The sequence below is a fragment of the Chryseobacterium paludis genome, assembly GCF_025403485.1.
Classification (GTDB): domain Bacteria; phylum Bacteroidota; class Bacteroidia; order Flavobacteriales; family Weeksellaceae; genus Chryseobacterium; species Chryseobacterium paludis.
The window spans coordinates 2,633,193-2,654,895 of sequence record NZ_CP099966.1 but is presented as its reverse complement, the minus strand read 5'-3'; the positions used below and the strand labels follow the sequence as shown (position 1 = coordinate 2,654,895).

Annotated in this window: 18 protein-coding genes; 8 read left to right on the top strand and 10 right to left on the bottom strand. The window is 33.6% G+C overall.

Features of this window, described 5'->3' with window-relative positions; translation table 11 throughout:
- Nucleotides 1-18: 18 nt before the first annotated feature.
- Genes NG806_RS11965 through NG806_RS11955 form a run of 3 tightly spaced genes read right to left on the bottom strand, consistent with a single transcriptional unit; the run spans nt 19 to nt 1,461 of the window.
- On the bottom strand, nt 19-513 hold the full coding sequence (locus NG806_RS11965) for a Smr/MutS family protein (RefSeq protein WP_214828342.1): 495 nt from the start codon (nt 511-513) through the stop codon (nt 19-21).
- A gap of 7 nt (nt 514-520) precedes the next feature.
- On the bottom strand, nt 521-1,015 hold the full coding sequence (locus NG806_RS11960) for a metallophosphoesterase family protein (protein ID WP_214828345.1): 495 nt from the start codon (nt 1,013-1,015) through the stop codon (nt 521-523).
- Entirely contained in the window at nt 1,015-1,461 is a 447-nt protein-coding gene (locus NG806_RS11955; protein ID WP_214828347.1) for a hypothetical protein, read from the bottom strand. The genes NG806_RS11960 and NG806_RS11955 overlap by 1 nt, the downstream gene beginning before the upstream one ends.
- 76 nt (nt 1,462-1,537) lie before the next feature.
- Between NG806_RS11955 and NG806_RS11950 the strand changes: the two genes are divergently transcribed.
- Nucleotides 1,538-3,082, top strand: a complete 1,545-nt coding sequence (locus tag NG806_RS11950; RefSeq protein ID WP_261509822.1) for a serine hydrolase — start codon at nt 1,538-1,540, stop codon at nt 3,080-3,082.
- An 85-nt stretch (nt 3,083-3,167) separates the two neighbouring features.
- Here the strand turns inward: NG806_RS11950 and NG806_RS11945 are convergent, their stop codons facing one another.
- Together NG806_RS11945 and NG806_RS11940 are read right to left on the bottom strand one after the other, a co-directional pair.
- Complete coding sequence (locus tag NG806_RS11945) at nt 3,168-4,217, bottom strand: T9SS type A sorting domain-containing protein (protein ID WP_261509821.1); 1,050 nt, start codon at nt 4,215-4,217, stop codon at nt 3,168-3,170.
- A 202-nt stretch (nt 4,218-4,419) separates the two neighbouring features.
- Entirely contained in the window at nt 4,420-4,902 is a 483-nt protein-coding gene (locus NG806_RS11940) for a SixA phosphatase family protein (RefSeq protein WP_261509819.1), read from the bottom strand.
- A gap of 114 nt (nt 4,903-5,016) precedes the next feature.
- On the opposite strand from NG806_RS11940, the gene ruvX reads away from it, so the two are divergent.
- The 5 genes from ruvX (at nt 5,017) to NG806_RS11915 (ending at nt 8,560) form a co-directional block, all read left to right on the top strand.
- Entirely contained in the window at nt 5,017-5,433 is a 417-nt protein-coding gene (gene ruvX / locus NG806_RS11935) for a Holliday junction resolvase RuvX (RefSeq protein WP_214828354.1), read from the top strand.
- The gene (gene def, locus NG806_RS11930) at nt 5,430-6,002 is read left to right on the top strand and encodes a peptide deformylase (RefSeq protein ID WP_214828357.1); all 573 of its coding nucleotides are present in this window, start codon (nt 5,430-5,432) and stop codon (nt 6,000-6,002) included. Before ruvX ends, def begins: the two co-directional genes overlap by 4 nt.
- Before the next feature lie 80 nt (nt 6,003-6,082).
- Entirely contained in the window at nt 6,083-6,649 is a 567-nt protein-coding gene (locus NG806_RS11925; protein WP_214828360.1) for a DUF5606 family protein, read from the top strand.
- Nucleotides 6,650-6,908: 259 nt separating this feature from the next.
- Nucleotides 6,909-7,682: a nucleoside triphosphate pyrophosphohydrolase gene (mazG, locus tag NG806_RS11920; RefSeq protein WP_261509815.1), complete on the top strand. Its 774-nt coding sequence runs from the start codon at nt 6,909-6,911 to the stop codon at nt 7,680-7,682.
- Between the two features lie 5 nt (nt 7,683-7,687).
- Entirely contained in the window at nt 7,688-8,560 is an 873-nt protein-coding gene (locus NG806_RS11915; RefSeq protein ID WP_261509814.1) for a hypothetical protein, read from the top strand.
- Nucleotides 8,561-8,647: 87 nt separating this feature from the next.
- Here the strand turns inward: NG806_RS11915 and NG806_RS11910 are convergent, their stop codons facing one another.
- The gene (locus NG806_RS11910) at nt 8,648-12,364 is read right to left on the bottom strand and encodes a metallophosphoesterase (RefSeq protein ID WP_261509813.1); all 3,717 of its coding nucleotides are present in this window, start codon (nt 12,362-12,364) and stop codon (nt 8,648-8,650) included.
- A gap of 26 nt (nt 12,365-12,390) precedes the next feature.
- Here NG806_RS11910 and NG806_RS11905 point away from each other — a divergent pair, with 26 nt between their 5' ends.
- Both NG806_RS11905 and NG806_RS11900 read left to right on the top strand, forming a co-directional pair.
- Nucleotides 12,391-13,575, top strand: coding sequence for a Pycsar system effector family protein (locus NG806_RS11905; protein WP_214828369.1), 1,185 nt, complete (start codon nt 12,391-12,393; stop codon nt 13,573-13,575).
- Between the two features lie 19 nt (nt 13,576-13,594).
- Nucleotides 13,595-14,518 carry a bestrophin family protein gene (locus NG806_RS11900; protein ID WP_214828372.1) on the top strand — a complete coding sequence of 308 codons (924 nt, stop codon included), beginning with the start codon at nt 13,595-13,597 and terminating at the stop codon, nt 14,516-14,518.
- Between the two features lie 4 nt (nt 14,519-14,522).
- Here NG806_RS11900 and NG806_RS11895 read toward each other — a convergent pair whose 3' ends face one another.
- From NG806_RS11895 to nuoL, 4 genes are all read right to left on the bottom strand, one after another.
- A complete protein-coding gene (locus tag NG806_RS11895) occupies nt 14,523-16,823 on the bottom strand; it encodes a GAF domain-containing protein (RefSeq protein ID WP_261509811.1) in 2,301 nt (766 codons plus the stop codon).
- Between the two features lie 74 nt (nt 16,824-16,897).
- Nucleotides 16,898-18,277, bottom strand: coding sequence for an NADH-quinone oxidoreductase subunit N (locus NG806_RS11890; protein WP_214828378.1), 1,380 nt, complete (start codon nt 18,275-18,277; stop codon nt 16,898-16,900).
- A gap of 16 nt (nt 18,278-18,293) precedes the next feature.
- Nucleotides 18,294-19,787 (bottom strand): complex I subunit 4 family protein, encoded by a 1,494-nt coding sequence (locus tag NG806_RS11885; protein WP_214828381.1) that lies wholly within the window; start codon nt 19,785-19,787, stop codon nt 18,294-18,296.
- On the bottom strand, nt 19,787-21,700 hold the full coding sequence (gene nuoL, locus NG806_RS11880) for an NADH-quinone oxidoreductase subunit L (protein WP_214828384.1): 1,914 nt from the start codon (nt 21,698-21,700) through the stop codon (nt 19,787-19,789). Before nuoL ends, NG806_RS11885 begins: the two co-directional genes overlap by 1 nt.
- Nucleotides 21,701-21,703: the final 3 nt, after the last annotated feature.

The window sequence follows — 21,703 nt, the reverse complement described above, 5'->3', positions numbered from 1 at the left end:
AGTTCAATTGATGCAAATTTAGTGAAATTCTACCATTACGGCACCTGATTGATGGTGAAGTATTTCCTTATTGTAAAAATCCAGGTGAGTCTGACTTTCTAAAACGTCTAAAACCATTCTCTGGAGGACTCCATCACCAATTCCATGAACAATTTCCAACCTTTTAAGATGATTCTTTCTACAGAATGCTAAAACACTTAATAGCTTTTCCTTTTGAATAAAAAGCCTTTCGAAACTATCATAATCATTTGGGTTTTTAACCAGATTGTGAAAATGTAAGTCTAAAATTAGAGCTTCTTTTTGGTGTTTTTTTGAGATTATCTTTTTGGGTTCTGCTTTTTTTTCGACCTTAATGTTTTCATATAAAGAAGGATTTTTCGGAACCAGCTTTTCTTTAGGATATTGATGGGTAAATCCATATTCATCTTTCAAAACAACAATATTACCTTTCACGGAAGTTATTACGCCGCTTAAATTTTCATCTACTACAGAAACCTGATCACCAATGTTCATATTCAATCTATTTTGGACCTAATTCAATTACCTCTAAGTCTTTTACTTCCTCACCTTCCACTACAAAGCGCATCATTGTTCTTACTTTATGCCAGCCTTGTTTTCCACATGCGCCGGGATTAAGATGAAGTAAATTATTCTTCGCGTCGAACATTGCTTTTAAAATATGTGAATGGCCTGAAATAAATAGTTTGGGAGCCTTTTCACTAATTTCCTTCTTAGCTAATGGTGTGTATCTTCCCGGATAACCTCCAATATGAATCATCAAAACTTCCAGATTCTCACAGAAAAAACGATTCACTTCTGGAAATTCAGAACGGATTTTGGCGTTGTCAATATTTCCGTAAACACCTTTTAAAGGTTTGATTTTTTCGAGCTGTTCTATAATTTCAAAGCTTCCAAAATCACCACAGTGCCAAATTTCGTCAGCCTGACTGGCATATTCTAAGATTCGATCGTCAATATAGGAATGGGAATCGGAAAGGAGAAGGACTTTAGTCATTATCTTAGTGTTCTTTCAGTAATATTTTCGTCGTACTTTTCTTTAAATATAGCAATACGTTCAGGATTTAATTCTCCTTCATGATTGATTACTCTTTCTTTCAATAGCCATTTGATAAGCTTTTCCATTCCTTTTTTGGAATTCATAAAGTTGGCAATTTTTGCAATATCAGTTGTTTCTACTTTTACTTTTTCGGTCAGAAAGTTTAATATAAAATAATCATCACTTACATATTTTGGAGTCTCATTATCCATATATCGGTAAAGGAGAATTTCTTCATCATCTTTCATTGTAAAAAATGAGTATTGAGTAATATCAATTTTTTCTGCTTTTAAAATCTGCTTTCCATCCACCAGAACCTTGTCATCTTTGATGGTGACCTGTTGCGAGAAATATAAATTAAGACTTAATAATAAAAAGAAGGACAGTATTTTTTCTGAAATCATTTTTTCACACTTAAAATAAAGTTCAAATTTACTTAATAAAACTCGAATTGATTAACTTTGAGAAAATTTAAAAATAATGAAACAGAAAATTTCTTTTTTCATTTTTCTTTTAGCGGTTGGCTTATTCAATGCTCAGGTTGAAAAAAAAAAACTGGATGAACTAGTTCAAAATACCTTAAAAACTTTTGATGTTCCGGGAATGTCTGTTGGTGTTATTAAAGATGGTAAACTTATTTACTCAAAAGGTTTTGGGGTACGTTCTCTAACTTCAAAAGAACCGATGGATGACAATACTCTGGTGGGGATTGCTTCTAATTCAAAAGGTTTTACCTGTACTGCTCTTGCTATTTTAGCAGATGAAGGAAAACTGAACTGGGATGATAAAGTTTCAAAATATCTTCCGGAATTTCAGATGTATGATCCTTATGTTTCACAAAATGTTACGATAAAAGATCTTGTAACTCACAGGGCAGGATTAGGATTAGGGCAGGGGGATTTAATGTTCTTTCCCGAAGGAGGAAGCCTTACTGTAAATGATATTGTACATAATGTCAGATATCTGAAGCCTGAAAATCCTTTCAGAACAACTTTAGATTATAATAATATCATGTTTATTGTTGCCGGAGAGATTATTCATAGAGTTTCAGGATTAAGCTGGGCGGAATTTATTGAGCAAAGGATTATGAAACCTGTTGGGATGACTTCAAGTTTTGGAAGTTACAGCAGAGCTAAAGCTGTTGCAAATAAGATTGATGCCCATGCTCCTGCAGATGGAAAAGTAATTGCTGTTCCTCATGACTGGAATGAAACCGGAAATGCAGCTGGAGGAATTTTAAGTAATATCAAAGATATGACCACTTGGGCAGAATTTCTTTTAAACAACTTTACCACAAAAGACGGAAAGAAATTGGTTACAGATAAACAGATTCAGCAGTTATGGAGCTTACAGATTCCTAGCGGTGTAGCAATGAAAAATCCATATGATACAAGTTTCTACGGATATGGAATGGGTTGGTTTTTAAGTGATGTAAAAGGACATAAACAAATTCAGCATACTGGAGGATTAATAGGGACAGTAACTCAGTTTACTTTAATTCCTGATCTGAAATTGGGAATTGTAGTTTTAACAAACCAACAGTCGGGAGCTGCATTTAATACGATTACAAATACTCTGAAGGATTCTTATCTTGGAGTAGCGGATAGAAACTGGCTGAAAACATATGGAGACAGGATGGCAAAGGTAAATGCTGAATATGAAAAACAAAAGAAAGAAGCTTTTGCAAAATCCGATGCTTTTAAAAAAGATAAAAATCTACAACCTAAAGCAGAACAATTTGTAGGAAAGTATAGTGATATTTGGTTTGGTGATGTGGAAATTGTTCAACAAGGAAGCACCTACAGGATTTCATGTAAAAACTCACCGAGGTTGAAAGGGGAATTATTACCTTATTCAAACAACAGTTTTATTATCAAATGGGATGACAGAAGTTATGATGCAGATGCATATATTATATTTGATTATAATGAAAATGGAAAAGCTGAGTCTGCAAAACTCAAACCTATTTCTGATGTTACAGACTTTAGTTTTGATTTTGATGACCTGGATTTGAGAAGAAAGTAATATAATATCTTACGATACCCTATAAAGTCAATAAAATAAAAGCTCTAACAAACGTCAGAGCTTTTTTCTTTTAATATGACCTCAATTATTCTTTAATAAATTTCTTGATGAGATCTCCGATCTGAATGATGTATGCACCTTTTGTAAGGTGGCCAACATTAATAGAGCCTCTTTCAATTTTTCCTGAAAGAATAAGTTTCCCTACCATATCAAAGATTTTATATTCTTTTGAGGATGTATTTAGAACACTTAGAATATCTTTTGCAGGATTAGGATAAATAAGCGCTTTGCTTTTGAGCTGCTGTTCTGAGACTGACAAAGCACCTAAATTTGCTTTTAATAATGATCCGGCAAAAAAATCAGTAATGTATATTGTATTATTTTTTACAGCTAATCCGGATGGATAATTGAATTCGGTGGAAATAATGCCATCGGAAATTACCGGGTTAGCCATAGTGAAATTCAATTTTGAAATTTTTGAAGCTCCAGCTTCAGAAATAAACAGTTCGTTTCCATAAGATATTAATCCCGATGGGTAGCTTAATCCTTGTGCTATTACAGTTGGAAAAGTAGAATTGTTAAGTTTGAATTTGGATACAGTTCCCGCAAACCTCTCTGTAAAGAAAATTTCGCTGTCAATAATTTCGATATCGAATGGTGACGATGCTGAAGTAATATCTATTAATTGCGGACTGGATTGGGTAATATCTATTTTAGCGATCTTATTGTCACCTTCAAGAGCCATATATAAGTCATTTCCAACAAATTCAAGTCCTAATGGACTGTTTATGTTGGTTAGAACAACTTCAGGAGCAGGATTGACGTTATTAAGATTGACTTTGGAAATTCTGTTTCCTCCAAATTCTGAAATATATAAAATATTGTCTTTTAAAGCTAAACCATAAGGTCTGTTTACTCCTGTAACAACATCAACCGGTGGAATACTAGGATCATCAATATTAACCTTAATAACTTTATCCTGATAGTAAACTCCTATATACATTTCACTACCATCTATCACCATTGGATTTGGAGTTTCTAAATTTCCGATCAATTGTGAGGCGGTAATTTGCGAATAAGCTTTGTTTCCTGATAATACAAGGAAAAAGAATAGAAAGTAAAACTGTTTCTTCATTGTTGTTTTTATTTAGAATAATTATATATAATGCAAAAATATTTTATTCTAAATGAAATGACAAAAGAGATTACATGATATTTTCCCCATTAAAATAAATGAGAATTTTAATGAAGTTATTCTGGATTAAATGTAAATCATGTTTTACTTGTTTATCTCTTAACCTTTTGCTTCTTTTGATATGAAGGGAGTAGTAGAAATTTTAAATTTTAATTTTACCAGGTTCGTAAAAGAATAAAAGCTTTTTATTAGCTCCATCAAATTCAGACCACGAATCGCAGTCTATCTCAAAACCGGCAACACCACAGGTCGGGAAATGAAAAATATTTTCAGATATTGAATTGGCAAAATTGGAAATTCCATTATTATGGGAAAAAAAAGCTACAGAGCTATGGTTATCATCCAAGTCATAAATAACAGATTCAAAATTTTTTTCTGAAGGATTATAAAGCTTTTCATCCGTCATGAAATTCAACTGATAGGTTTGATTGAAAATTTTACACGTATTCAATGCACGCACTGCCGGGCTTGATACTAAATAGTCAATCGCAATACTATTGGTTTTTAAGAATCTGGACATGTTCATAGCATCTTCTAAACCTTTGTCGGCTAAAGGTCTGTCAAAGTCTTCTGTCTCTTCTGGCCAGTCGCTCTTCGCATGTCTCACAAGAATGAGTTTCTTCATAATTTTGTTTTTTGGAAGATTAAAATTATAAAAAAAAATGTGGAATGAAACATCATTTATAAAAAAAACTACGTTATGAATAAAATCATTAAAATTTACTAAATTTGCAAACCTATGGGACAAATCCTTGCAATAGACTATGGAAAGGCTCGTTGTGGCCTTGCTGCGACGGATGATATGCAGATTATAGCAAGCGGCCTTGAGACCGTTGAAACAAAACTTTTACTGGTTTTTCTGAAAAAATATTTCAGTGAAAATAGAGTAGATGACGTAGTAATCGGACTTCCTGTAGATTTAAAAGGAAATATTTCCGAAGTGGAGACTGATATTTTAAAATTCATAGAAGAATTTAAAAAAGAATTTCCAACCATTTCCGTTTTCCGTTTTGATGAGAGGTTTACTTCCAAAATGGCATCATTTTTTATTTCTCAAAGTGGGAAAAGTAAAAAAAAGAAACAGGAAAAAGGTTTGATAGATAAGATAAGTGCAACTATTATATTGCAAAATTTTTTAGAACAAAGAACAAGATGATTCTACCAATAAGAGCCTTTGGGGATCCTATTTTAAGAAAAATAGGCAAAGATATAGACAAAAATTATCCCGATTTACAAGAACTTATAGATAATATGTTCGATACTATGAATAGTGCAAACGGAATTGGCCTTGCTGCTCCGCAGATTGGTCTTGATATTCGCTTGTTTGTAATAGATGTAACTCCTTTGGCAGAAGATGAAGATTATGAAGATATTCAGGATGAATTAAGGGATTTCAAAAAGGTTTTCATCAATGCTAAAATTCTTGAAGAATCCGGAGAAGAATGGAAATTTAATGAAGGATGTCTTTCTATTCCTGATGTAAGAGAGGATGTTAAGAGAAAGAGTACGATTCTTATCGAGTATTATGATGAAAATTTTTTGAAGCATACAGAAACTTTTTCCGATATTAGAGCCCGCGTAATTCAACATGAATATGATCACATTGAAGGGACGCTGTTTACGGATCACTTAAGTGCTTTAAAAAAGAAATTGGTGAAAGGTAAATTAACAAAGATATCTCAGGGTGATGTAAGCATTAATTACAAAATGAGATTTCCGAAATAGTAGTGTAAATAATTAAATAAGAAAAATAATAGGCAGTAATAGATCTTGCATCAATTACTAAAATTAAAAAAAATAAAATTATGTTGTTAGAAAAAATAATTTCAATTTCTGGAAAACCAGGTCTTTTCAAATTAGTTTCTCAGTTAAGAAACGGATTTATTATTGAAGATGTAACTACAAAGAAAAAAGTAAGTATCGGAAACTCTAGTCAGGTAAGTTTGCTGGATAATATTGCTATGTTTACTTTTGATAAAGAGGTTCCTTTGTTCGAAGTTTTTGAAAATATTGCTAAAAACCATGACTATAAGGAAACTATTTCTCACAAATCTACTGATGATGAGTTGAAAGACTTTATGGGAACATCTCTTCCTAATTATGATACGGAGAGAGTATATGCTTCTGATATCAAGAAATTAGCTCAATGGTATAACATTTTACACAAGGCAGGATATATTACTCCTGAAAGTTTTGTGAAAGCTGAAGCTGAAACTTTAGATCCTGCAAATCCAAACGAAGAAGTAAGTTTAACAGATAAGGAGGCTCCTAAAAAAGCAGCTCCAAAGGCTGATAAACCAGTTGCTCCTAAAGTAAAAGCTTCAACGGGAGCAAAAGCAGCTCCAAAAAGCACACACAGAAAAATGGGATAATTCATTTATTCGAATATAAAATCAAGCCTTGTTGAGAGTTTTCCTGACAAGGCTTTTTTTTGCACAATTATTGATGATTAGAAGGGAAGAGAGGATAAAGAATAAAGAGAAAAGACTCTGCATACTCAGTAATCTGTAATTTTGCTTCTAACTTCTAACTTCTAACTTCTAACTTCTAACTTCTAACTTCTAACTTCTAACTTTTGTACTAGAATCAAATAACCCTTACATTTGTATAAGTTCGAATTCTCAACTACCTATGAATACTAAACAAGAAAAACTGGAAGCCTTCGGAAGATTATTAGATATAATGGATGATCTACGTGAAAAGTGCCCATGGGATCAGAAACAGACTTTACAATCTCTTCGCCATCTTACTCTTGAAGAAACTTATGAACTTTCGGATGCAATTTTGCAGGAAGATTTACAGGAAATAAAAAAAGAATTGGGTGATGTATTGCTTCATCTGGTTTTTTATGCTAAAATAGGTTCTGAAAAAGAAAGCTTTGATATGGCAGATGTTATTAATTCTCTAAACGAAAAGCTTATTTTCCGCCATCCACATATCTATGGAGATGTTGAAGTAAAAGATGAAGAAGAGGTAAAACAGAATTGGGAAAAACTAAAATTAAAAGAGGGGAATAAATCCATTTTGGGCGGTGTTCCGAAAAGTTTACCAAGTATGGTAAAAGCTTACAGGGTTCAGGATAAAGTGAAAGGAATTGGCTTTGAATTTCATAATGCTGAAGATGCCTGGAAGAAGGTAGATGAAGAATTGGCGGAATTTCATGCTGAGACTGATTTGCTTAAAAAAGAACAGGAGTTGGGAGATGTATTTTTTTCACTGATCAATTATGCCAGGATTTCCGGAATCAATCCTGATTCTGCTTTAGAAAGAACCAATTTAAAGTTTATTTCCAGATTTCAAAAAATGGAAAATATCGCTTTGGAAAGAAATTTGAAGTTACAAGATATGTCCCTTGAAGAAATGGATCTTTTGTGGGACGAAGTTAAAATGTTAAATAAAAATTGATGAGAATGTATATTTTTTGTGCAGTAACAGCCCTATTATTAGTGGGATGTAATCCTAAAACTCCAACTGAACTGGCTAAAGAAGATACTTTAAAGGTAGAGTTTTCATTACCTAAAAAGCTAAAGGAGGTTTCAGGAATTACCTTATCTCAGGATCAAAAGACCATTTGGGCAATAGAAGACCAGGGAAATAAGAATGTCGTTTATGGTTTAGACAGACAGGGAAAAATGGTTACTGATGTTCTTGTTGAAAATGCTGAAAATAATGACTGGGAAGAAATTACTAAGGACAACAAAGGAAATATCTATATTGGTGATTTTGGGAACAATGATAATAGTAGACAAAATCTTGGTATTCTGAAAATTGATTTAAAAGATGCTTCTCAAAAAACAACGAAAGTAATCCAGACTACCCGTTTCCATTATGAAGGACAGACAGAGTTTCCACCAAAGAAATCAAACTGGCTGTATGATTGTGAAGCTTTTGTAGAAATGAATGGAAACTTTTATCTCTTTACTAAGAATAGAAGTAAAGGTTTTGATGGCACTTTTCTCGTTTTTCAGATTCCTAATCAGGAAGGGGACTTTGAAGCGAAACTGATAGGGCGGTTAAAGCTGAATGGAAAATATACCGATGCTGCAATTACTTCTGCATCCATTAACAGTAAGCAAGATCAGATTGTACTACTGAGCCATAAAAATATTCATGTACTGACTGGATTTACTCAAAATGATTTTAGTACAACGAAAATTCAGAAGATACCATTGAATCACAATTCACAAAAAGAAGCCGTTGTTTTTCTTGATGATAAAACTTTATTAATTGCTGATGAAAAGGATAAAACGATTGGTGGAAATGTATATAAATTTTCTTTTTAAGTCAGGAAAAAACATGATTACAATTCTTTATAAAATGAAATCCTCAGAAATTTTCTGAGGATTATTTATTTAAAGCAAAAATTTTTCTTAAAAGTTCATTCCGATTCCTGCAGAAATTCTTCCGCCATCAGAACCATAGAAGTAATTTAATCTTGCTGAGAACATTTCAACAACGCTTAGCCAGAAACCTACACCTGCAGCCTGATGCCATTTGTCAGAGTTTTCGTTATCATTCCAAACTCGTCCTACATCATAACCAATTAAAATACCCATGTTAGTAGGAATGATATTATTTTTTACCCTTCCAAAATCCCAACGTATCTCAGAGTTATTTGCAAAGTAAGACTTTCCTGAGAATCTTGTGTTCCTGAAAGCCCGCAGTCCATTATTTCCACCAATACTGGCAGCCTGATAGAATTCAAAGTTGTTATTGTTGATCCACATCACATTACTGGAGTTTGCAAAAACAAAGTTTCCTCTCTTATCAATTCGGTGATGGACATTTAAAGATCCGTTTAAGGTTAGAAAATTTCTATCAAAATCAGAAATATTTGTTTTCCAATTCGCATTTGCAATTAATTCCAATCCTAAAGTAGGAAAGGCATTATTGTCAAAATTTTTGAAACTAAAGGTATAGTTAGCACCAGCAAACTGCTGACTTTTGAAAACTGCAGGATTTACATCCGGCGATTGGTCTACAAAACGGTCTCCATTTCTTTGAACTTTATTATCTTCGAATGTAAGCTGGAATTTATGTTCAAGATTGAGCCAGCTCTTTTTTGAAATTGAAGGTGCAAAATTGAATTTTGAGATTCTAGCTCTGTTATATTTTGTTTCAGTATTATCTTTATCATATTCACTTTCATTAGATAATCCGAAGAAGTTTTCTGAGAAACGCGGTGTTGTATATGCCGCATCAATATTAAAATCCCATCCTGAAATCGCTTTTTTAAAAATTCCTTTATAGACAAGGTTAAAACCAGCCGTATTTGTGTAAAAATTAGCCTTTAAACTATGTTTCTGGGTGTATGGGGCACGGATAAAGTTATTGACTGTATAGTTCGCTAAAACTCCTATGATAACCCCGTCATCAGGATTATAATCGGCATTAGGATATCCGGCAAAGAAATTGTATTTCGGATGTTTATAATTGTAGGTATTAATATCATAATCATCGGAAATATTCTTGGTAGCAGTATCCGCATTGTAGGTATTCTTCTGAGATTTAAAATCATAGATCTTTACCTTACTTCCGTTGCTTACATTGTATACATCATTATTATAACCGCCAATCAGTCGGATTGTCATTTTTGGCTTTCCTTCTCCCGATACCTCATAAATGTCATCGTCTTCAAGCCCGTAGATCCAGAGCTCTTTTGTTTTGTTGTCGTAATATGTTTTTTCAAATACCAACTCAGGATTTTCTCCTTTCTTATCCAGTTTGTATTGTTTAACTTCAACTGAATTTCCAGTTTTAGTAATAACAAATTTATCTTGATTTACTGTTCCTGCTAACGGAACTTTTTTCTGCAGTACATCATAATATTGACTTGCATAATCCTGTAATTTTTCCTTTCTGGATTTAAGCTTTCTCTGAATATCACTAATTGTTTCATCTTTTACCTCCTTAGGTAAATTATTAAAAGCCTCATTGATATCTGTATCTGTCAAATGTTCCTGGATATACTTTGCCTGCGTCACCCATTCTTCCTGTGTAGATCCTTTTAAGAATACCAGATCTAACGGGTAAGGTTCCATAGCCAGCCATTTTACATTCTGAATATCTTCTTTAAAGGTTTTCATGTGACGGATTGCTGGAACGTTCATAATTAATTTAAATGCGGCTCCATCATATTTACTGAAAGCCTGATCTCTATCCCTCGGAATAGGCTTGTAGATTACTTTGTCGCCATCCTTATATTCCGCCCATTTCCATTGATCAGAATGTCTGTCCCAGTCACCTAGCAGCATATCAAAAATTCTTGCTCTGATATAGGATTCTTTGTCGACGGAATATTTGTAATTTTTGCCAAAGTTCTTTATAACGTCATCTGTAGAAACAATATCTGTTGCATTATCAAAGGCTTGAAGTGTTTTAGGATCTGAAGAATAACGTTCCTCTATCATATACATTTCGTCACCGTAATGTTCATTATAATCTCCCAGAGCCTGTTGCTTCGGAATGTAGAATAATCTTGGATTGCTATGGAAGATATTCAGTTTATCAGCCATATTTCCAACTGCAAATGGAGTAAACGGATGATTGGTAGTATAGAAATCAAGTAAGAACTTATCTGGGAATGTATTATTGAGCTCATCACCAAAGGTACTTTTCTTAAAAGCCATATTATTCAGAAAACGTACTGCACTTTTCTTTACACCACGCATTACAAATTCCTGCCCGTCCTTTGCTCTAAGTCTTAAGCTGTTGGATTGATTTCCGCCACCTTCTCTAAAAGGGATATAGCCACCGTCTAACGTCGAAATATTAGCTGTTTTTGCTTCAATAGGGATTCCATAATATTTTCTGTAATGATCTCCCCAAAGCCATCTGTAAAACTTTCCTTTCTCCGTTAATTTTTTAGGATAAACAGTTGAGGATATTGTACTAGGAAAAGAATTTGGATAATTATTAATGAAAGGTTCCGGTTTGGAAATTACATTAATATGTGATAGTGTTTTTAGCTGATTATTTGTAGTCGAAAAATATTCTACATCAGAACTCTGATCTTTTCTGATATTTAAAACAGCAAAACCATTCCCACCATATGAAAAATCGGTTTTTTCTGCTATTGTTGCAGGATCTACTTTAGAGCCAGCACCACTTATAATTTGTCTGATATTTCTTTCAGAGTGGTATTGAAGGTTATGATCGTGTCCCGAAACAAAAATTACGTTCTCTTTGTCCTGAACAATACTTTTAAGTCTATTGGCTAAATCAGCATAATGCTGATTATTAATGTCCTCCATGCTGGCGCCTGAGGTATTCCTTAAGATATTAATAAGGGTTGCTATCCCAGGAGCTGGAATATTACCTTTAAAAGGAAAAAGATGAGATCTTGCGGAATTATAGCCTGCATGTGTTCCACTGCTGATGACAGGATGGTGCAGAGCAACAATAATTCTTTTACCCTGGTTCTTCGTGATCAGATCCTGAAATTCATAGAATAGATCATCACGGGTTTTGATCGTACAGTTTTTATTAATGCCGGGATATTGATCCCAATTAAGCAAAACCCATTCACTATCAATGACAATTAATTTGATATCATCAGTGATGTTGATATCATCAATTGGGCATGAATTTTTGGGTAGATAGGATTTTTTGTCGTTTAAATAATTTTTAACGAATTCTTCCTGGGCATTTAGACCATCCAATCCATGATACCAGTCATGGTTTCCAGGAATAACCAATGTCTTGCCTTTGAAATTTTTTGTGATAGCAAGTTGGTTTTCCATCTTTTCTTTTGCCAAAGGATAGTCTTTGTCTCCCTCTTTAGGCATTCCTGACGGGTAGATATTGTCACCCAGAAAAATAAGCATGGAATTCTTGTCTGCAGAATCCAATTTACTTTTAAGGAGACTCAATGTATTTTTCGCCTGGACTTCATCTGCATTACCGGCATCACCGACTAGGAAAATTTTAAAGTCATTTTCAGATTTTGCGTCAGAATTTTTAACTTCTTGTAAGTTTTTACCCTTTTTTACGTTATAGGTAGCACAAGAATATAAGAGTCCTGATACCAACAAGAATCTAAATGGAACAGATATTTTTTTTAGATGGGTTTTAAAGGATAAATTCATAAATTTACATTAACTAAAATTCAGGAATGGATATTTTACAAAAAGTTAAAAATTATGTTGAAAGCTTATTCAAAGATAAGTTATCTTCGGTATATTTCTATCATAATTTTATACATACCACGTATACAGTCAATAAAGCCGAAGAAATAATGAAGAATACTCCAGTCTCTAAAGAAGACCAGGAGAAAGTGATATTGGCGCTTTGGTTTCACGATACGGGCTATATAGATTGTGCTCAAAATCATGAGGAGAAGGGTGTTGAGATTATGAAAAATTTTCTTGCAAATGAAAATTATCCGGAAAATTATATTGAGGATATTTCTAAATTGATTTTAGCGACAAAGATTAATTATGAGCCTCAGAATCTATTGGAAAAGATAGCTAAAGATGCAGATTGCAGCCATTTTGCCAGTCATGATTACAATGATATTTCTGATGCTTTAAGGAAAGAGTGGGAACTTACTAATGTAAGATGCTTTTCCAATGACGAATGGAATGCAGGAAATTTGGATATGTTGAAAAATAAACATCATTACTATACAGATTATGCAAAAGAAAACTGGGATCCTTTAAAAAAGAAGAACATCAAGAAAATAGAAAAGAAGTTGGAAAAAGAGGAAGAAAAAAAGGATGATAAAAAAGATGATAAAAAAGAGAATTCTGATAGTAAGAAAGAACCAAAATCAGATAGAAGTGTAGATACATTATTCAGAGTAACATTGAATAACCATACCAGACTAAGTGATATTGCTGACAGTAAAGCGAATATCTTACTTTCCGTAAATGCAATTATCATTTCTGTCTGCCTTTCGGTATTGGTTCCCAAATTGGATACTCCCAAAAATGCTCACCTTATCATTCCAAGTTTTGTTTTGCTGATATCAAGTGTTATGACAATTATTTTTGCCATCTTATCTACAAAACCCAATGTTACAAAAACTAAATTTACGAATCAGGATGTTGAAAACAGGAAGGTAAATCTTTTATTCTTTGGTAACTTCCATCAGATGATATTTGATGATTATCATAATGCAATGCGGGATCTTATTAAAGATAGGGACTACATCTATGATTCTATGGTAAAAGATCTATATTATCTTGGAAAAGTATTGGATAGAAAATACAAACTATTATCAATTACATACCAGATCTTTATGGCAGGAATCATTATTTCTGTACTTTCTTTTGCATTTGCATTTCTTACGCTCTAATTATTAAATCTAGCTGAATATGATTGTAAGACAGCGTACAAATTGGCTGAAGATGTTATTTATATGGCGGGGTTCAGTGTTGAAGAAGATCATTGTTCAGCTGGTAGCTATTACTTTGTTTTCAATTGGAGTCTACCTTTTTAAGGGTAAAATATATGATTATAAGGTACATCTCAATCCTACTATTTTTACATTAATAGGTTTGGCTTTGGCCATTTTCATGGGATTTTGTAATTCAGCAAGTTATGATCGTTTTTGGGAAGGTAGGAAACTATGGGGATTGCTGGTCATTGAAACCAGATCATTAACCAGACAGGTCTTATCATTGGTAGACGATTCTGCTCCGGATGCTTCGGATAAAAAAAAAGAAATTGTAAAAATGATTTCGGCATTTTGCTGGTCTTTAAATTATCAGTTAAGGGATAAATCAGGAACAGAGCATCTTTCCCGTTTGCTTTCTCCTGAATATGAACAAAAATTAAATGGTAAGAAATTTATTCCCAGCATTATTCTGGGTTTCATTGCAGATTGGCTGAAAGAACAGAATAAAAAAGGAAATATTGATACCATAGTCATGACCTCTATGGATCAACAGCTGAATCAGTTTTCTAATATTTCCGGAGGTTGTGAGCGAATCTATAACACCCCTTTACCCTTTGCCTATAGTGTTTTATTACATCGGACCGTTTATCTGTATTGTTTTTGGCTACCATTTGGATTGGTTGACAGCCTGGGCTGGATGATGCCGCTCATTGTTCTTTTAATCAGTTATACTTTTATTGCATTAGATGCTATTATTCAGGAAATAGGTGAGCCTTTTGGAGAGGAAGAAAATGATCTTGCCCTGAACAGTATCTGCAGAACGATTGAGTTTTCTATTTTTGAACAAGCTGAAATTCCTCAAGGTGAATTGAAAAAGCCAGATACTTATTTTATAGACTAGGTTTTTAAACTAAAGAAACCCTCAAAGCCAATAATCCTGTAATTCCCTGAAGGTCTTCAACTTTTAAAAACTCAATATCAGCCTGAAGAATTTCTTTTTTCTGTAGCTTATTGATATATTGAAGATATTCTTTTTGATTTTCCATTCCAAAATAAACGATAGTGATTTTTCCAGGGCAGGTTATCCTTTCAGTAGAGTTTTTAATATGGGCTTTGTCTATTCTTTTTTTGATGATCTCATAATAAGAATTATAAGCTCCATCCACATCGAAACGCTTTTCATCCATTCGGAAGCGGATATCTATTTTTTCATTATAGACAAAAATTAATGAGGCAATATCCAGTGGGATGGGAAGATCCTTTTTAAAGGTTTGAATTTCCTGTTCCATTCTGCAGATGGTTTTCAATTGCCAATATCTAAGCTGGTGAACTACTTTTGATGTATAATGAAGGTCCGGAGAGATATTAGGACCAATAAATAAATTATGCTCCACACCATCTGATTTAAATCTTTCATAATAATGAGGAAAGATCAACTGCGCTTTAGCCTGACTTTCATCAAGCATATCTGCGAGTTTTCTGTTGATTAAGGTAATAGAGTCGTCCAGACTTTTTCTGCTGTTATAAAACAGATCAGTTTGGGTAAAAACCTGTCCGAAATAGTCTGAAATTTGTTTTTTTATCTCCTTAGTTGTTCTTACTTCCAGTTTACCTTGCAGATAAGGATGAATTTCATCACGTAATAGTCTTTGAAAACGTTGTTCCGTATCCGCTTTTATTTCATTATTGAGTTCATTTTCAAAAATTTCCAAAGCCAATAAATATTTCTCGGAATCTGAATTGATCACAGAGAAAATATCATGAAGGCAGTCTATTTGTCTATTTAGATCTTCAAGCATCAGATTAAACCTTTTTTCTGATGAAGAACGGATATCCGAGAAACCAAATAATGGGGTGAGATTTTTAAATGAAATCTGTTTTAAAGTATATATTTTTTTTGCCAGAGAAGCATTGAAATACTTTTCGGCTTCATTTCTGAACTTCCATACCACACTGTCATGAATAGAGGTATATTCACGCTGAATAATGGCTTCTATCTGATAATTCTTTTCGAAACTAAATCTATTGAGAGAGAAAAGAATCATTTCAGTAAAAAACTCAAGTTTTTTTAGCTTTAATCCATTTAAACTGTTTGGAATTGGAGAGGTAAATTCCATGATTGCCAGTAATTCATTATCTTTCATAATTGGAATTACCATGAAACTGTTGATGTTATTTTCTTTTAGAATACTGAAAGAAGGTTGATTCTTTATTTCCTGCTCCATTTTATCAACGTTCGAAATCACAATTGCTTTTGAATTATTATTTAAATTTTCAAAAGTATTCTTCCGGGTTTCTTCATCAAAAGTATTAATCCAGAAATCGAGAATATGATTGGTAAAAAGATTTTCATAGATAGGAATTTTATCCAATCTCTGATCTTTTTTGTTAAAAAGCATTAATCCAAAATTAAGTTGGGCAACATCAAAATAAGATTTAAAGATCTCAATTAAATTTTCATCAGGTGCCAGGTTTTCAGGATCTATTTGTATCATGCTGGATTTGAGATCCGATAATGCAACTTCCGTTGTACAATCTACCAATGAAACAATGGTGAATCCCTTCAGAATCCATGATTTTGGAGGAAAATATTTTTTCCAAAGTCTGAAATCATCTAAATTTTCCAATAACATGTCCAAAATATCATCAGTCGGTATTTGAGCCTTTTGGGTTGGATAAATATCGGTAAAATCCGAATTAACAGTTATCTTGTAATGCTTCATGATTCCCTGTTTATTAGGAATATCATAATACAAAGGCATCGTACTTCTAATATCTTTTTTAAAATAACTCTGTACAATCAAACAGCAACAGAATACATAAAATTCATCGTCACCAATATTTCTAAGCTCTATTTCAAAATCCTTTCCGGCATCTTTAAGAATGTCTTTAAACCTTTCTGTATAATTAAAAGTAACTTTAGAAAGTGGAATACTTGCCGCTTTTATTTCATTATTTGTTAAGCCCGTTGGAAATAAATCTGCCAGCAAAAGCCGGATAAGTTCTTCATGTTTTTCCAATAATGAAACATCCTGGAAACCATCTTTAAGCTCCTGGAATTTTTTTGTTTTGTCAATTAGAGACTCTGCATAATTTACCCGGTACTCCAGTCGGTCATTGTATTTAATATGTTCAAGAACATCCAAATATTTTTTGAATGATATGATAACCTGGAACGGGGCGTCTTTTTTGTAAAGATTTGACAATGCTGAAAATTATAAAGTAAAGTTATAAAAAAAGCACAACTTTATGTTGTGCTTTTATATTTTTATGTTGATTCTTACAAACCAAACTGTTTAGCAAACATGTCCGGGAAAACACCTAAAATAACAATTGAAGCAATGATAACTACAGCAACAATATTATAGGTGAGTGTAACTTTTTCTGAAGTTTTGAATGTTGTTTCTTTAAAGAAGAACATCGCAATAATTAATCTCAGGTAATAGGCAATTGAAACTGCAGAACCTAAAACAGCTACCAATACTAAGAATGCTGCTCCATTCATTGCCTGAGAGAATAGGGCAAATTTACCCATAAAACCAGCTGTTAAAGGAACTCCTGCCATTGAAAGCATAGAGATTGCAGCAACAGTTGCTAAAAGAGGTTCGGATTTTGCCAATCCTTTGAAAGCTCCAAAAGATGTTTCTCTTTTTAATTTTTCTACCCATATCAGACACATAAATACCCCAACAGTAGATAGTGAGTAAGCAAATAGGTAAAAAGCAAGGTTATAAGTAGAAAGGCTCGTCATTCCAAAGAAAACCAATCCGATATATCCTGCATGAGAAACGGATGAATAAGCTAACATTCTCTTTACGTTGGTTTGTGCAAGACCCATTACATTCGCTAAAAGCAAAGTGATGATCAGGAATACACCTAGTACATTGATCCATTCGTGAGTAACTCCGGCAAAGCCTATCGTCATCAATCTGAAGAATGCAAAAAATCCAGAGATCTTTACAACACTTGCCATAAAAGCAGTGATCAATGAAGGAGAACCATAATATACATCCGGGCTCCACATGTGGAAAGGTGCTAAAGCCACTTTAAATGCTAATGCACACAACATAAGGATCACTCCTAAGATGAACATTACATTTTTAGGATTAGCAGCCCCAAAGTCATGAATTTTATATAGATCGAAAGTTCCTGCACTACCATAAATGAATGTGATACCGAATAATAAGAATCCGGTCGCAAATGCACCCATCAGGAAATATTTTATCGAAGCTTCGTTTGATCTCAGATCAGTTTTATTAGCACCAGCCATCACATATAATGGAATAGAAAGAATTTCAATACCTAAGAATAGGGTCACTAAATTCTGGAATCCAAAAAGAATAATACCACCACAAAGTGCGAATAGCATTAATGCATATAATTCGGACTGATGGCTTCTATGGTTGCTGAATGCAAAACCTCCAAGAAAGAACAATAGTAAAGTAGTTACAATTGAGATTTTTGTGAATAGAGCAGTATTAGAGCCATATTCATACATGTGTCTGTAATGCTCAAAAAATGAACATTCAGGAAGGAAGCTAACATATAATGCAATGATTAACCCCAAAATCCCAATGTATCTTGCGAATTTCCCTTGTTCAAAAACTCCTGAAAATAACGCAGCAACTGCCGTTAGGAAAACAATAATTAAAACACTCATTTCTTAAAATATCAAATTAACTAACCATTGATTGGTAGATAAACTTTAACGAACTACTCACCATTTCGATTACCGGTTGAGGAAAGATACCAAGTACAATCACAAAAACCGCTAAACTAGCTAATACAGAAAACTCTACGCCTGATAGATCTTTTGCTGTACTTAATATTGCTTCATCTCCTTTCCCAAACATTGCTTTTCCGTAGAATCTCAATAAGTAAACTGCAGAAAGAATTATTGTTAAACCAGCAATAATAGAAGCTAATACGTTGAAATCGAAAATAGATTTAATCAAAATAAATTCTCCGATAAATCCATTAGTTAATGGAACTCCCATTGAACCTAATAAAATTAGTAAGAATAATACCGCAAATTTTGGAGCCACTTTCGCTAAACCTCCCATTTGTCTTATATCTCTTGATTTAAATCTCTTATATAAAATATCTGCACAGTAGAATAAACCGACCACATTAATACCGTGAGCAAAAGTCTGCACTAATGCACCTTCTGCACCTTCCGTAGTAAAGGTTCCTCTTAGCGTAACAACTGCTGAAGCAAAAATACCTGCAACCATTAATCCAACGTGAGAGAAAGATGAATAAGCAATAATTCTCTTCATATCATTCTGGATGATCGCAATCAGTGCACCATGGAGGATACCAACGATTGCCAGAATAATTACAATCTGCCCTGAGATTCCCATAATAGGAATTGGGGTAATTGGCAACAAGTAGCGGATAACACCATAGACTGCCATTTTCAGCATGATTCCGGATAACAACATCGATCCCTGAGTAGGAGAGTAAGTATAGGTATCAGGCTGCCAGGTATGAAATGGAAAGATTGGTAATTTCACTGCAAATGCAAAGAAGATAAACCAAAACACTACTGTTTGCTGAGTCTCATTAAGTGAAGCATTGTATAGATCTGTTAAAGCAAATGACGCAGAGTGATTATAAACATAAATCAATCCTGCCAACATGAATAGCGATCCTACAAATGTATATACGAAAAACTTCGTTGTAAATTCAAATCTTTTATTTTCCTGACCCCAAAGTCCGGCAATAAACCAGATCGGAATCAAAGTTACTTCCCAGAAAATATAGAATAATAAACCGTCTAAAGATGTAAAAACGCCTACAAGTCCGAACTGCATCAACAGGATAAGACCATAGAATGAATTTCTGTAGTTTATATTTTCATTAAAAGAAGATAAAATAATTATAGGTGATAGAATATTGGTCAACAATAGAAGAAGCATACTCATTCCGTCAATGCCGAAATGAAGAGAGCTTTTGATAAATTGTGACCAAGGATAATTGATCTCATGCTGTAATACACTATCTACTGTCGGAGTAAAATCAAAATCCGAAAGTATATAAAATGTAAGAAGCATTTGTACCAATGCGATTCCTAGCGCCAAATATTTGCTGGATTTATCTTTCCAAGCAAAAACTAATCCCGAACCTACTAGAGGTAATAGTAATAATGTTAATAATAAACCAGACATTATTGTAATATAAAGTTAACAATCAGTATAATTCCCACAGCTAAAGACATGATAAGAATGTATGTCTCAACATTTCCGTTTTGAATACGTTTCATAGATCTTCCACTATCTTCAGCACCTTCGCCTACGAAGTCTACAAAACGATCTAGAACACCCTTATCAAACATTTTACCCCCACGTCCTAATCCTTCAACAGTTTTTACAATTAATGCATTGTAAAGTTCGTCAATATATAATTTCTTAGCAGAAAGCTTTTCCCAGCCTGTATAATTCTGTTCGGGTAAAGCCATCTTTTTCTTATTTACATAAGTATTTTTAACAATGAACCAAACCGTGAAGAACATAACCACTGTTGCTGCTAAAAGTATCATTTCTGTATTAAAATCAACACCTGAAAGCGTTGCTTCCATTTGTTTGAAACTTTCCTCCGTAAGAACCGGTTTTAACCACTCCATTAATTTTGCATAATGACCGTGACCAATAAAGTGAGGTAAGTTGATGAAACCTCCGATTACAGAAAGTATAGCCAATACAACCAACGGTAATGTCATGTTCATTGGGCTTTCGTGTAAGTGATGTTTCTGCTCTTCAGTACCTCTGAACTCTCCATGGAATGTTAAATAGTACAATCTGAACATATAGGTTGCTGTAATGGCAGCTAGAATAAATAGCATTACCCAGTATACAGGATTTTTTGCAAATGCTGCAACTAAAATTTCATCTTTAGAGATCATCCCTGAAAGTAATGGAAATCCTGAGATTGCCAATGTTCCGATAAGGAATGTAGCATGGGTAATAGGAATTACTTTTTTCAGTCCACCCATAAAACGCATATCCTGCTCATTGCTCATAGCATGGATCACAGAACCAGCACCTAAGAATAATAAGGCTTTAAAGAAAGCGTGTGTCATTACATGGAACATTGCTGTTGTATATGCTCCTAATCCTAAAGCAATGAACATAAATCCAAGTTGAGAAACTGTGGAATAAGCCAATACCTTTTTGATGTCGTTTTGACGAAGTGCATAGAAACCCGCTAATGCTGCTGTTAAGAATCCGATTAATAAGATGCCATTCTGAACGGTAGGAGCTAAAGTAAATAAGAAGTTAGATCTTACTACCAAATAGATCCCCGCTGTTACCATCGTTGCTGCGTGAATTAATGCAGAAACAGGAGTTGGACCAGCCATTGCATCCGGTAACCATGTATATAAAGGAACCTGAGCAGACTTACCGGTAGCACCGATAAATAAACTCGCCGTAATAAAGATAATTACAGTTCCGTCCAATTCAAATTTTGAAGAATTTTGAGCTACTGAAAGGAAATCAATAGCGTTGGTCTGAGAAGCGATCATGAAAATACCGATCAATAAACCAAGGTCACCAATTCTGTTCATGATAAATGCTTTTCTTGCAGCTTTACCATATTCTTCATTTGTGAACCAGAATCCAATTAATAAATAAGAACATAAACCTACCCCTTCCCATCCGATGAACAAGATAAGGTAATTGCTTCCCATTACTAAAAGTAACATAGAGAAGATGAAAAGATTCAGATAAGTAAAGAACTTATAGAAACCTTTATCGTGGCTCATATATCCGATAGAGTACAAGTGGATCAATGATCCGATACCTGTAATGATCATGATCATCATTAAAGACAACTGATCGATCTGGAAACCAAAGTTTACCTGAACTCCATTTACTCTAAACCATTCAAAAGCTTTTACGATTATGGGTTGACTTTCAGAATTAAAACTCATAAAAATACTTACCGCAATACAGAAAGATCCGAAAACCGCTGCAGTTGCTAATCCTCCAACCAAAATTTTTGGAAGATTTTTCCCGAATAAACCGTTAATAAGAAAGCCTAAAAGTGGTAAAAGTATTATTGCATACACTAAATTTTCCATTCT

Excerpts from the sequence above, each read along its gene's own strand:
- NG806_RS11965 (WP_214828342.1), bottom strand. The coding sequence starts at position 513 with ATGAACATTGGTGATCAGGTTTCTGTAGTAGATGAAAATTTAAGCGGC.
- NG806_RS11960 (WP_214828345.1), bottom strand. The coding sequence starts at position 1,015 with ATGACTAAAGTCCTTCTCCTTTCCGATTCCCATTCCTATATTGACGAT.
- NG806_RS11955 (WP_214828347.1), bottom strand. The coding sequence starts at position 1,461 with ATGATTTCAGAAAAAATACTGTCCTTCTTTTTATTATTAAGTCTTAAT.
- NG806_RS11950 (WP_261509822.1), top strand. The coding sequence starts at position 1,538 with ATGAAACAGAAAATTTCTTTTTTCATTTTTCTTTTAGCGGTTGGCTTA.
- NG806_RS11945 (WP_261509821.1), bottom strand. The coding sequence starts at position 4,217 with ATGAAGAAACAGTTTTACTTTCTATTCTTTTTCCTTGTATTATCAGGA.
- NG806_RS11940 (WP_261509819.1), bottom strand. The coding sequence starts at position 4,902 with ATGAAGAAACTCATTCTTGTGAGACATGCGAAGAGCGACTGGCCAGAA.
- ruvX (WP_214828354.1), top strand. The coding sequence starts at position 5,017 with ATGGGACAAATCCTTGCAATAGACTATGGAAAGGCTCGTTGTGGCCTT.
- def (WP_214828357.1), top strand. The coding sequence starts at position 5,430 with ATGATTCTACCAATAAGAGCCTTTGGGGATCCTATTTTAAGAAAAATA.
- NG806_RS11925 (WP_214828360.1), top strand. The coding sequence starts at position 6,083 with ATGTTGTTAGAAAAAATAATTTCAATTTCTGGAAAACCAGGTCTTTTC.
- mazG (WP_261509815.1), top strand. The coding sequence starts at position 6,909 with ATGAATACTAAACAAGAAAAACTGGAAGCCTTCGGAAGATTATTAGAT.
- NG806_RS11915 (WP_261509814.1), top strand. The coding sequence starts at position 7,688 with ATGTATATTTTTTGTGCAGTAACAGCCCTATTATTAGTGGGATGTAAT.
- NG806_RS11910 (WP_261509813.1), bottom strand. The coding sequence starts at position 12,364 with ATGAATTTATCCTTTAAAACCCATCTAAAAAAAATATCTGTTCCATTT.
- NG806_RS11905 (WP_214828369.1), top strand. The coding sequence starts at position 12,391 with ATGGATATTTTACAAAAAGTTAAAAATTATGTTGAAAGCTTATTCAAA.
- NG806_RS11900 (WP_214828372.1), top strand. The coding sequence starts at position 13,595 with ATGATTGTAAGACAGCGTACAAATTGGCTGAAGATGTTATTTATATGG.
- NG806_RS11890 (WP_214828378.1), bottom strand. The coding sequence starts at position 18,277 with ATGAGTGTTTTAATTATTGTTTTCCTAACGGCAGTTGCTGCGTTATTT.
- NG806_RS11885 (WP_214828381.1), bottom strand. The coding sequence starts at position 19,787 with ATGTCTGGTTTATTATTAACATTATTACTATTACCTCTAGTAGGTTCG.
- nuoL (WP_214828384.1), bottom strand. The coding sequence starts at position 21,700 with ATGGAAAATTTAGTGTATGCAATAATACTTTTACCACTTTTAGGCTTT.